Consider the following 11358-nt stretch of genomic DNA (forward strand, 5'->3'; position numbering starts at 1 on the left):
CCGGACGGGGCGGGCCGGCTGCGGGCGCACCCGGGGCGGGCGCCCCGGTACGCAGCGCGAGCCAGCGGTCGTACCAGGGGGCCGGGTCGGCGTCGCACGCGCGGACGAAGTCCTCGACGGTCTCCCAGCGGGGGAGGTGCCGGCCGCCCGCAGCGTCGGCGAGGGCGGTCTTGGAGCGGCCGGTGCGGCGCGCCATCGTCGCGAACTTCGGGGTGCCGGCCCGGGCCCGCAGCGCGCGCAGGTCCCGCGCGAACTCGACGATCGGCCCGCCGTCCGGGTCGAGGTCACGTTGCGGTCGGGGCATGGAACCCGTTACCCGTTCAACGAGTGGCCACTCCCACGCTCCGCCGCACGGTTCCGGGTCTGTCTCGTGTCCCGGGCCGTGCGTCCCCCCGTTGGCACCGGCCGCGGCCGGCGGAAGCGCGGGAGTGGCACCCGGAGTAGATACGTGGTCCGTCTCCCGAGCGACAGTGATCCGGACAACCGCGGGGCGGCGGTCTATCCCGCGTCCCGGACGGCCTATCCGCGTCCGGCCACGCCCCGACCTACCATCGGCGACCGCGGCGCCCGTCGGCGTCGACCCGACCCCCGGAGGAGCCCGATGCCGAAGCCGCCGCTGCCCGACGAGGTCCAGCAGCTGCTCGCCCGCCCCAACCCGAGCGTGATCACCTCGCTGCGCCCGGACGGCTCGCCGGTGTCGGTGGCCACCTGGTACCTGTGGGAGGACGGGCGGGTGCTGGTCAACATGGACGACGCCCGCACCCGGGTGCGCTACCTGCGCCAGGACCCTCGCACCACGATCACCGTGCTGGCCGAGGACGACTGGTACACCCACGTCTCGATGCAGGGACGCGTCGTGGAGTGGGCGCCCGACGAGGGCCTCGCCGACATCGACCGGATCTCGCGGCACTACACGGGCAACGCCTACCCGGTCCGGGACCGCTCCCGGGTCAGCGCCTGGATCGAGGTCGACCGGTGGCACGGGTGGGGGAGCCAGAAGGCCAGCGACAACCCGGAGAACTGACCGGGTTCACGGCGTCGGCGGCGGCGGTGGCGGCGCGCCCGGACCGTCGACCCGCGCCACCGCCGGGGCCGTCCAGGACGCGTCGAGCAGCATCCGCGGGGTGACCAGCGCCGAGGGCAGCAGCAGGCCGGTCGTCTCCCACTCCTTGTCCGGGGTGCGCCGGCCGGAGTAGCGCCCCGCGAGGGGCCGGTGGTGGCCGACCTGGCGGGCGCTGGCGAGGATGTCGCGGGCGACGGTGTCGAGGAACGCGGGGGCCTCGAGGTCGAGCGCGTCGACGAGGCGGTCGAGGGCCTCCTGGCACTGATCGCCCGTCGCGGCGTCGAGGTAGGCCGCCATGACCCGGCCCAGCACGCCGTCCTGCGCGGGCGGTGCGGCGGCGGGGCGGACGCCGCCCGGCGGTTCCAGCGCGGACAACGGGAAACGCTCGCCGAAGGCGCGGGCGACGATCTCGGCGCAGAAGAAGGTGCGCTCGCCCGGCTTCCCCTCCCACGCGCGGGCGGCCTCGATGGCGAGGGCCCGGACCGACGCGCCGGCCTCCTCGTCGAACAGCGACCGGTCGAAGGTCGCCAGGGCGGTCGCCACGATCAGGATCTTCGGGACGGAGAACGACCCGTCGTCGGGCTCGCGCAGCGCGTGCACGGTCTCGACGGCCCGGGCCCGCGCGTCGGCCGAGGGGACGGCGAGCCGGTACACCGACTGCCCCTTCTCCCAGAAGTGCTCGAAGCCGTCGGCGCGCAGCCCCGAGAAGTCGAACGGGTCGGAGGGCAGGAACGACTGGTGGGCGGACGCGATCAGGCCGTCCCCGAGGGCGAGCCCGCTGTGCGAGAACGCCGACCCGTCGAGGCGGGTGATCATCTCCCCGAGTGGCTCGCCCACCATCGGCGTCACCAACAGTATGTCCCCGGGATCGACCTGATCTGGTCGGACGAGGAGGTCCGTCGTAGGGTCGTCGTAAGAAGTCACTGTGAGTCACGCGCCTTGGGGGGCCGTTGACGGAGATTCGTCTTCTCGGCACCGTCGAGGTCGCCGGTGCTGCCGTCGTGCGGACCGAGCTGCTGCGCACGCTGCTGGCCCTGCTCGCGCTGGACCCGGGCCGGCCCGTCCCGACGTCCACGCTGATCGACGAGATGTACGGCGAGGCGCTCCCGAAGGACCCCCGGGCGGCACTGCACGTGCAGGTCGCGCGCCTGCGCAAGGTCGTCGCGCCGGTGCGGGTCGCGAGCACCGGCGGGGGCTACGCCCTCGAGGTGGCGCGCCCGGACGTCGACCTCTGCCGCTTCCACGACGCCGACCCCGCCACCGCCCTCGCGTGCATCGACGGCGAGCCCTTCCCCGGGTGCCGTCCGACGCCGCGGCTCGAGGCCGAGCGCCGCCGCGTCGAGGTGCGGTGGCTGGAGCTCGTCGAGGACCGGGCCCGGGCGCTGCTCGACGACGACGAGCCGGGCACCGCGCTCTCCGTCGCGGCCCCGGCGCTCGCCGGTCACCTCGACCGGGAGCACCTCGCGGCCCTCGTCGCCACCGCCCTGCACCGCGTCGGGCGCACCGGAGAGGCACTGCGGACCCTCGCGGCGACGCGCCGGGAGCTCAAGGTCGAGCACGGTCTCGACCCCGGCCCGGAGCTGCGCGCGGTCGAGCGGACGGTCCTCGAGGCGCGCGAGCGCAACCCCGGCCCGGGGCGCGTGGTCGTCGGACGCGAGGGCCCGCTCGCGACGATCCGCGAGGGGCTCGACGACCCGGAGGCGGGGCGCCTGGTGCTCGTCGCCGGCGAGGCGGGCATCGGCAAGTCGACCCTGCTGGGCGCGGCGGCCCGCGAGGCGGCGCAGCGCGGGGCGATCGTCGGGCGCGGGCTCTGGGAGCACGAGCAGGCCCCGTTCGCGGCGTGGGTGCAGGCCTTGCGCGCCGTCGGGGTGGATCCGCCGTCGCTGCGCGACCCGACCCCGGGCCGCACGCTGCGCCGCCGCCTCGCCGTGGCCGCCGACGACGGTCAGGTCCTGGTCACCCTCGACGACGCGCACCGGGCCGACCGCGCCTCGCTCGACGTGCTGCGCGGCCTCGGCCGGGCGGGCCTGCCGCCCGGGGTCGTGGTGCTCGTCGCCGCCCGCGAGCCCGACGCGGTCACCCACCCGAGCTGGAGCGACGCGTCCGCCGACCTCGCACCGCTCGAGGGCGTGGTGCGCACCGTGCTGCGCGAGCTCGACGAGGCCGGCACCCGGGAGCTGGTCGGCGCCGAGCTGTCCGAGACCCTCGCGACCACGCTGTGGGACCGCACCGCCGGGCATCCGCTGCACCTGTCGGCGCTGCTCGCCGAGGTGCGCGACCTGCCCGACGACGAGGCCCGCGTCGCGGCCGCCGCGCGGGTCCCCGAGCGGCTCCGCCCCCTGCTCGGCCACCAGCTCTCCCAGCTCCCCGACGCCTGCCGGGCCGCCCTGGAGGCGCTCGCGGTGCTCGGGGCGATCCCGCTGGCCGAGCTCGCCGTGGCCGTCGGCGTCGACCCCCGCCGGCTCGCCGCCGACCTGCGGCCCGCCCTCGCGCTCACCCTCGTCGAGCCGACCGCCGACGGGTTCGCGTTCCGCCACGAACTCACCGCCGCGGCCGTCCTGGACACCGTGCCCGCCGTCGTCGCCGCACAGCTGCACCTGGCGCGCCACGAGGCGCTGCCCGCCGACGCGGCGCCGTTCACGGTGCTGCGCCACGCCGTCGGGGCCGCGGCGCTGCTCCCGGCGGCCACCGTCGCCGACGCGCACCTGCCCGCGATCGCCGCCGCCTACCGGGACGGTGCGCTCGCCGACGCCGAGCAGCTGCTCGAGGCCGCCGCCGAGCACACGACCCGTCCCTGGCGGCTCCGGCTGCTGCGCGGGCTGGTCCTGGAGGCCCGCGGGCGGGTCGACGAGGCCGCGGAGGACTTCGACGCGGTGGTCGCCGACCCGCGCGCCGACGTCGCCGACGCCGTGGCCGCCGCGATGGGCGACGACGCCCAGGGACCCTCGGTGGCCGGCCGTCCGCGTCGCCTGGAGCGGTTGCGGCGGGTGCGGGAGCTGCGGCTCGACGACCGCCAGCGGGCCCGGGTGCTGCGCGGGATGATCACCGAGGAGCAGCAGCTGGTCGGCGTCACCGAGACGCCGTCGCTGGTCGCCGAGCTCATGGCACTCGGCGACGCCCGGGCCGACGCGGACCCGCAGGTGGCCGCCGAGGTCGCCGTGGCGACCGCGTTCCTGCAGCTCGACGCGGCGGTCCCCGCGGCCGAGCGCGTCGGGACCTGCCGCCGCGCCCGCGAGCTCGCCGACGCCGCCGGCGCGCTCACCCTGCGCTTCGAGGCCGACGAGCTGCTGATCGCCGCGCTGCTCACGGCGGGCCGGGTCGAGGACGCCCTCGAGCGCCACGCCGTCCTCGCGCCCGAGGCCGAGCGCCGCCACCGGCCCCGCACGATGTGGGCCACCCGCCTCGTCGACGCCGCGCTGCTGCTCGGGGCGGGCAAGGTGGCCGACGCCGACGAGGCCGCCCAGGACGCGCTCGCGCGCGGCCGGGAGTTCGGCATCCCGGACGCCCTCGGGGGCTTCTTCTGCCACCTCGTCGTCCGGCACCTGCTCACCGGCGACATGCCCGTGCTCGGGGGCCTGCCCGCGACCGCCGCCGGGATGTACCCCCGCGTCTCGGCCTGGCGTGCCTGCGCCGCGGTCGACGCCGTGCACGCCGGCGACGCCGCGACGGCCCGCACGCGACTGGCCGAGTACCACGAGCAGCGTGCCGGGCGCGAGGGCGGGCTCTTCGACCGCACCGGGCTGTGCCTCGCGGCGTGCGCGGCGTACGCCGTCGGCGACGCGACCACGGCGGCCCTGGTGCTCGACGCCCTGCCCGCCGACCCGGAGGCCGCGGTCGTCGTGGGCGTCGGCGCGGCGTGCTTCGGCCCGCTCGACCTCTACCGCGGGCTCGCGACCTCGGTCCTCGGCGACGCCGCGGGCGCGCTCGCGCTCTTCCGCTCCGCCGCGCGGACCGCGGGACGGCTCGGGTGGGCACCGTGGGCGGACGCGGCCGAGGGTTTCGCCGGGCAGCAGGGGCAGGACGCGGGCACAGAACCGGTGCCGGCGTCGCCCCCCGCCACGCCGGCACCGATCCCGCCTCTGGGACTCCGGCCGGTGCGCTGATCGCGCCGCCGCCCCGCCGTCGCCCACCACGTGATCGAACCCGACGACCCTTTCCGCATCCTTTCGCGCCAGCACACACGCCCGTCAGCACCAGGGGCGCATGATCGACGGCAGGAGGTGGGGCATGCGCGGGCGGTGGACGGCGGTGACGACCGCGGGTGCGGTGACCGGCATCGCGACGCTGCTGCTCCCGGAGGCCCTCGGGCTCGACCGCACGGCGCCCTGGCCGATCGTCGTCGCCTTCCGGCGCCGCCTCGCCGTCGGGACCCTGGCCGCGGCGCTCCCCCTCGCGGCGCGCGCCGGGGCGACGCGGGTGCCGGCGCTCGGGGTCGCGGCGGTGGCCGCCGGGGCGGTCGGGCTCTCGGGATGGCGGCACCGGGCGCGGCGGACGCCGGCGCCGGTCGGGACGCGGCCGCTGTCGGTGCTCGGGGCGAACGTGTGGCATGGGCGGGCCGACCCCGGGGCGCTCGCGGCGACGATCCGGGCCGAGCGGCCCGACGTCGTCGTGCTGCCCGAGGCGGGGGACCGGTTCCGCAAGCGCCTGCTCGACGGCCTCGACGGGTACCGCGCGTGGTCGTGCGCGCCGTACCGGACCGGCGTGGAGGCCGCGGGCGCCGACGACGGGCCGTGCCTGACGGTGCTCACCGCGGCCGGGCTGGGCGAGGTGGACGTGGCGCCGGCCTCGACGGACACCCGCTCGGGGTGGGTCGTGGTCAGCGGGGGCGGGCTCGGCGCGGTGCGGGTGCTGGGCGTGCACCCGGCGGTCCTGCTGCCGGCCTCCACCCCGGACTGGCAGCGCGAGCTGGCCCTGCTGCGGCCGTGGGTGGCGGATCCGTCGCGGCCCACCGTCGTCGTCGGCGACCTCAACGCCACCCTCGAGCACGCGCCGCTGCAGCGCGCCCTGGGGTCGGCCCGCCCGGTGACGCGGCGGGCGGCGGCGACGTGGCCGTCGTGGTGGCGGCGCGCGGTCGGGGTGACGATCGACCACGTGCTCGTCGCCGGGCCGGTCGGCGTGCGCTCGGTCGAGGTGCTCGACGTCGCGGGCAGCGACCACCGCGCGGTGCTGGCCCGGCTGCTGGTCTGAGCGGGGCTGCCCGGTGCCCCGGTCCGGCCCGGGCGAAACGCTCCCGGCCTTCGGCATCGCCGATACTGCGGCGGGGTCCGAGTCGGGATGCGCATCGCCGGGCGCACGACGGTCGTCGTGACCTCCTCGTTATCTCCGGGCAGGGGATCGCTCCCCGCCGCTCTGCCCACGACCGAGGAGGACCTCCCCGATGGGAACACACCAGGCCACGCAGCCCGACCGACTCGGCGGACTGGTCGGTCGCGGCGTGCTGACCGCGGCCGCCGCCCTCGCGCTGGCCGGCGGCGGGACCGGGGTCGCCCTTGCCGACGACGTCCCCGGCGACGACGGCCCGGACGCGTCGCAGGCCCAGGACCAGGGGGACGACTGTTCCTGCGGGTACCACGACGGCGACCGGGCCGGGGACGCGTGGGACGACGGCGACGGGTGGCAGGACCAGGACGACGAGGGCGGCCAGGACGAGGACGGGCACCCCGGCACCGATGTGCAGGCCCACCCGGACCGCGGCAGCACGACCCACGCCTCGGGCGAGCGCACCGGCAGCCACGCCCCCACCACCGAGAAGATTCCGCGCGGGGGGACCCGGAGCGAGACGGTTCCGATCACGTCCGGCGTGATGCGCTGACGCGGCGCCGTCTCGTCGCGAGAGAACTGGGTCCTCCCGACCCGGTTCTCCCGCACGGTGCGTGAGACGACCTCGGGATCGTCAGCCGCCGACGCGCGCGTAGCGCGCCGGCGGGCCCGGCGACGTCTGCACCCACACCGAGGGCGCCGGGTCGGTGACGACGTCGGGCACCGGCGACGACAGCAGGATCCCGCGCGCCTCCGCGCCCGGGGCCAGGGTCGGGGCGACGGCCCCGGACGGCGCCGTCCGGCCGTCGAGCACGCAGGCGTCGGGCTCGAGACCGGGGAACTCCGGTGCGGGCGCGGCGAGCGGCGAGGACGCGGCCCGGTTGCGGCACAACAGTGCCGACGGGCCCGAGAGCACCGCCGGTGGCACCGACCGCAGACCGACCGCGACGAGCACCCCCGCGGCCCCGGACAGCGGGTTCGGCACCGGCGCCGACCCGCCGTTGCGCACCACCAGCGGCGCGAGCAGCAGGTGCGACCCGCTCGGCGCCGCCCGCGTGCTCGGGGTGAACGGGCCGACGCCGACGTCGTAGGGGACACCGCCCACGAGCATCCGCGCGGTGGGCTGCAGCCCCTCGCTCGCCAGGACGGGCGGGGGCGGGCTCCCGACGGCCGCGGACCCCGAGCCGGCGTCGGAGCCGAACACGCCACCCAGCAGCGTCACGACGAGCACCAGGGCGACGACCACGAGGAGCCCGCCCACGACGAGCAGCACCGACGTGCGGCCGCGCCCGCCCCACGGACCGTCGGCGGGCCACCACGGCGCCTCGTCCGGGTCGGCGCCGCTACCCGGCAGTTCCCCGCGAGGTGCCTCCGGCTCGTGCGCACTATCCCGTGTCATAGGACGGACTACTGCTCACGAGCTCGGAGCGCACCCTCGAGCACGACCTTGCCCGTCGCGTGCCCCTGCTCGACGAGGGCCAGCGCATCGGCGGCGTCGTCGAAGGGACGGACGTCGGTGACGTGCGGGTCGAGGGCGCCGTCCGCGACGAGGCCGGCGAGCTCGGTGAGCACGGCGGTGCTGCGGTCGCGCTCGAGCTGCTGTCCGCCGAGCTCGGTGGACAGGCCGTAGTCGGCGACCGAGATCAGCCGGTGGCGGTCGGTCGGCAGCTCCGCGACGGTGCGCAGCGGGTCGCCGCCGACCAGGTCGAACACCGCGTCCACCCCGTCGGGCGCGGCGGCGCGGATGCGGTCGACGACGCCGTCGCCGTAGGCCACCGGAGTGGCGCCGAGCCGGGTCAGCAGCTCGTGCTTGGCGGGGCTCGCCGTCGCGACCACCCGGACCCCGCGGGCGACCGCGAGCTGCACGAGCACCACGCCGACCCCGCCGCCGGCCCCGTTGACCAGCAGGGTCTCGCCCGCGACGAGGCCGAGCTGGCGCAGCGCGTCGTGGGCGGTCCCGGCGGCGACGGGCAGCACGCACGCCTGCTCGGGGGACACCGATGCGGGCCGGTGCGCGGCGAACCCGGCGGTGACGATCGCCTGCTCGGCCCAGCCGCCGACCATGCCCGGGCACCCGCCGAACACCTCGTCGCCGACCGCGAAGCTCTCGACGTCCGGGCCGAGGGCGGTCACCCGCCCGGCGACCTCGCGGCCGAGCACGGCCGGGCCCGTGGTGCCGTACGAGCCGTCGCGGACCTTCCAGTCCCCGGGGTTCACCCCGGCCGCGTGGACGGCGACGAGCAGCTCGCCCGGCCCCGGCTCCGGCACCGCGACGTCCAGGAACGCCTCGTGCTCCGGCCCGCCGGCCGTCGTGAACCCGTACGCGCGCATGCCCGCTCCCTCGCCGTCGTCGACCACTGCGATCGTCGCAGCTCGGAAGCGGCCGCGGCGTCGCCGGGCATCGTCGGCGTCTGGCCTGGCGCCCGCCGTGGTCACGCCCAGGTCATCGCGTCGCCCGGAGCGTGCCCGAGAACCGGGTCCGCGGGACCTGGTTCTCCGGCGGTGGTGCGGAGGCGGCCGGAGGGGTCGGCCGTCACCGGCCGCCGGGGATCAGCACCAGCGGCCGGGTCAGCGGCTCGTCGTCGGCGGCGTGGCGGCCGGAGCTCCGGGGCGCCGGGACCGGTCCCGCGGCGGCCCGCGGACTCCACGACGGCGCGGGCACGACCGCCTCGACCGGGCGGCGCGGAGGCACGGCGGCGACGAGCCCGATGCGGGCGTAGGCCAGGAACAGCAGGGCGCTGAGGACCTGGACGACGACCCAGGTCACGGTGCCGTTCACCGGCGCCCAGTCGTTCAGGGCGTGGAGGACGACCGGCACGCCGAGCCCGATCCCGGCGAGCGCCAGCCACGGGCCGGGCCGGCGGTAGTGGGTGGCGAGGCCGAGGAAGTACCCCGCGACGCCGGCCCACAGGGCGTGCGAGATCGGGTCGGTGGCGAACCGCCAGACGAGGTTCAGGCCCACACCCGCCTGGTCGTTCAGCCCGTAGCCGTAGACCACGGCCTCGATGGCCCCGAAGACGAGGCCGCTGGTCGCCGCCAGGAACAGCATGTCCCGCGGTGCGAGGTGGAGCCGTCGGTGGAGCAGGGCGACCGCGACGACCGGGAGGGCCTTGAGGAGCTCCTCGGGAAGGCCGACGAACGCCAGGACCGCAAGGAGGTGGTCCTGGCTCCCGGTGCCGATCGCCGGGACGCCGAAGAGGTAGACGAGCACGAGGACGGCTTCCCCGGCCGCCACCTGGGTCAGGAGCCCGCCGCCGACCCGCCTCGGACCCACGACCACGCGGAGCACCAGGAACCAGACGAAGGCGAAGTACGCCGCCAGCACGATCGACAGTCCGAGGAGCTGCGACGCCCCGGAGAACAGGGCCAGGGCCGCCGGTGGCACCGCGACGAGCGCGACGAACAGCCACGTCGTCCACGCCCGCACCGCGGGGTGGCCCAGCCAGAGCCGGACGGGGAACAGGACCGCGAGATCGGGGAGACGCTCGGTCGGGGGAGTGGTCATCGGCGGGGCTCCGGACGGTGGTCGTGAGGGGGACCGCCGCGGGGACGCGCCCCCGCGAGCTCGACGGACTCATCGGGGTGCGCCGGCCGCCGTTAGCGCGTCCGGACGCCGCCCACCCGAAGGAGCGACATCGCCGCGGGGCAGCGCCCGACCCTGATCACCAGGCATGCTGCGGGGGACCAGGAGGTGACACGGCGATGGCGACGCTCTACCGCAGCATCTGGGCCACGGACGACCCGGACGCCGTCGACGTCGCCGACCACGCCGTCGTCGCCTGGGCCGAGGGCGTGGCGCTGCGCAACCACCGCCCGCTCCCGTCCGGCGACGCCCGGACCCGCGCGAGCGAGCAGTACCGCTTCGTCCTGCGCCGCGACGCCCACGACGACCCCGGCGACACCAAGATCGTCAAGGCGGTCCGGGTCGTCTTCGTGGAGTCCCACCGCGACGGCAGCCGCTGGACGACCACGCTGCGGGCCTGGTCGGGCGGCAGCTGCACCGGCGAGGGCGCGAAGGCGTGGGTGTGGGTGGACGTCGACGGCGACGCCCGCGACGTCACCGAGCCGCTGTTCGCGAAGCCGCCGGCGTTCATCGCCGACCTCCTGACGACGACGGCGGCCGCGCTCGGCGGGGTCTCGCTGCTCCCGCGGTCGATCCGCCACCACGGGGAGGAGGGGGCCGAGGAGATCGCCGACCTGCTCACCCTCACCGACCGCGCCGTGCCCGTCGTCGTCTTCGGCGGTCTCGGGCCCGACGCCGACGAGCGGGCCGTCCAGGTGTTCGACGCCGCGGTGCAGCGCACGACGCGCGACGTCGCGGGCCTCGCGACGGTGGCCGTCGTCGACGCCGACGGGCTCGACACGCTCGACGCCGCCCTCGGGCCGGGGTTCGGGGTCCACCGCGGTGCGATGCGCGTCTACCTCCCGGCGCTCGACCCCGCGGGCGACGCGACGGCGCGGCACCTCGAGATCCGCGCCGAGCGCTTCCGGGACCGCCCCGCGCTCGCCGGCCGGATCGCGGTCAACCAGCTCGCCCCGGTGTCGAGCATGCGCCGCGCCCCCGACAGCTGGGACCGCGCCGCGGAGCGCCTCGACGACCTGACGCCGGGCGGCATGGTCGAGAAGGTCGCGCGGGAGTCGGCCCGCATCACCGATCTCGAGTCCGAGCTCGTCGGGGAGCGCCGCGTCGCCGAGGAGGTGCTCGAGGAGTTCGGCGACCTGCAGCACGAGGTCACCGACCTGCGCGACCGTCTCGCCGCGGCCACCGCGGAGCTCGCCCGCCTGCGCGGTGAGCACACCGTGGAGGGGCGCGAGGACATCGACCTCGCCCCCTCGCACGCCCGGGACTGCAGCGACGCCGCCGCCCTCGCCCGTAAGCACCTGGGCGCGTATCTGGAGTTCCCGACGGAGGCCGGGGTCGAGCTGGAACTGCTCGACCGACAGGCGGCCGGGCCGGCGTGGGGCGAGCAGGCGTGGCGCGCGCTGCGGGCGCTCGCGTTCTACTCGCGGGCCCGGTCCCGCGACGACTACGACGG

General features: G+C 77.2%; 10 protein-coding genes. 5 read left to right on the forward strand and 5 right to left on the reverse strand.

Annotated elements, in window-relative coordinates; genetic code table 11:
- The coding region (locus AC0CYZ_RS09575; RefSeq protein WP_472214628.1) for a helix-turn-helix domain-containing protein at nt 1-304 on the reverse strand (304 nt) is incomplete at its 3' end.
- Nucleotides 305-601: 297 nt separating this feature from the next.
- Here AC0CYZ_RS09575 and AC0CYZ_RS09580 point away from each other — a divergent pair.
- Complete coding sequence (locus AC0CYZ_RS09580; protein WP_472214630.1) at nt 602-1024, forward strand: PPOX class F420-dependent oxidoreductase; 423 nt, start codon at nt 602-604, stop codon at nt 1022-1024.
- Between the two features lie 6 nt (nt 1025-1030).
- On the opposite strand, the gene AC0CYZ_RS09585 is transcribed toward AC0CYZ_RS09580, so the two are convergent.
- The gene (locus tag AC0CYZ_RS09585; protein ID WP_472214631.1) at nt 1031-1912 is read right to left on the reverse strand and encodes a hypothetical protein; all 882 of its coding nucleotides are present in this window, start codon (nt 1910-1912) and stop codon (nt 1031-1033) included.
- Between the two features lie 152 nt (nt 1913-2064).
- Between AC0CYZ_RS09585 and AC0CYZ_RS09590 the strand changes: the two genes are divergently transcribed.
- The 3 genes from AC0CYZ_RS09590 (at nt 2065) to AC0CYZ_RS09600 (ending at nt 6875) form a co-directional block, all read left to right on the forward strand.
- The gene (locus AC0CYZ_RS09590) at nt 2065-5166 is read left to right on the forward strand and encodes an AAA family ATPase (RefSeq protein WP_472214633.1); all 3102 of its coding nucleotides are present in this window, start codon (nt 2065-2067) and stop codon (nt 5164-5166) included.
- Nucleotides 5167-5290: 124 nt separating this feature from the next.
- On the forward strand, nt 5291-6250 hold the full coding sequence (locus AC0CYZ_RS09595; protein WP_472214635.1) for an endonuclease/exonuclease/phosphatase family protein: 960 nt from the start codon (nt 5291-5293) through the stop codon (nt 6248-6250).
- Nucleotides 6251-6440: 190 nt separating this feature from the next.
- Entirely contained in the window at nt 6441-6875 is a 435-nt protein-coding gene (locus AC0CYZ_RS09600) for a hypothetical protein (protein WP_472214637.1), read from the forward strand.
- Between the two features lie 81 nt (nt 6876-6956).
- On the opposite strand, the gene AC0CYZ_RS09605 is transcribed toward AC0CYZ_RS09600, so the two are convergent.
- The 3 genes from AC0CYZ_RS09605 to AC0CYZ_RS09615 all read right to left on the reverse strand — a co-directional run bounded on the left by AC0CYZ_RS09605 (nt 6957) and on the right by AC0CYZ_RS09615 (nt 9827).
- Nucleotides 6957-7721, reverse strand: a complete 765-nt coding sequence (locus tag AC0CYZ_RS09605) for a hypothetical protein (protein ID WP_472214638.1) — start codon at nt 7719-7721, stop codon at nt 6957-6959.
- Between the two features lie 8 nt (nt 7722-7729).
- Nucleotides 7730-8653 carry an NADP-dependent oxidoreductase gene (locus AC0CYZ_RS09610; protein WP_472214640.1) on the reverse strand — a complete coding sequence of 308 codons (924 nt, stop codon included), beginning with the start codon at nt 8651-8653 and terminating at the stop codon, nt 7730-7732.
- Between the two features lie 202 nt (nt 8654-8855).
- Nucleotides 8856-9827: a PrsW family glutamic-type intramembrane protease gene (locus AC0CYZ_RS09615; protein WP_472214642.1), complete on the reverse strand. Its 972-nt coding sequence runs from the start codon at nt 9825-9827 to the stop codon at nt 8856-8858.
- 197 nt (nt 9828-10024) lie between these two features.
- Here AC0CYZ_RS09615 and AC0CYZ_RS09620 point away from each other — a divergent pair.
- On the forward strand, nt 10025-11358 hold a 1334-nt coding region (locus AC0CYZ_RS09620), incomplete at its 3' end, for a hypothetical protein (protein ID WP_472214644.1).

This window comes from Actinomycetospora sp. (assembly GCF_055612215.1).

Coding starts and splice junctions, on each gene's coding strand:
- AC0CYZ_RS09580 (WP_472214630.1), top strand. CDS start 602: ATGCCGAAGCCGCCGCTGCCCGACGAGGTCCAGCAGCTGCTCGCCCGC.
- AC0CYZ_RS09595 (WP_472214635.1), top strand. CDS start 5,291: ATGCGCGGGCGGTGGACGGCGGTGACGACCGCGGGTGCGGTGACCGGC.
- AC0CYZ_RS09600 (WP_472214637.1), top strand. CDS start 6,441: ATGGGAACACACCAGGCCACGCAGCCCGACCGACTCGGCGGACTGGTC.
- AC0CYZ_RS09605 (WP_472214638.1), bottom strand. CDS start 7,721: ATGACACGGGATAGTGCGCACGAGCCGGAGGCACCTCGCGGGGAACTG.
- AC0CYZ_RS09610 (WP_472214640.1), bottom strand. CDS start 8,653: ATGCGCGCGTACGGGTTCACGACGGCCGGCGGGCCGGAGCACGAGGCG.
- AC0CYZ_RS09615 (WP_472214642.1), bottom strand. CDS start 9,827: ATGACCACTCCCCCGACCGAGCGTCTCCCCGATCTCGCGGTCCTGTTC.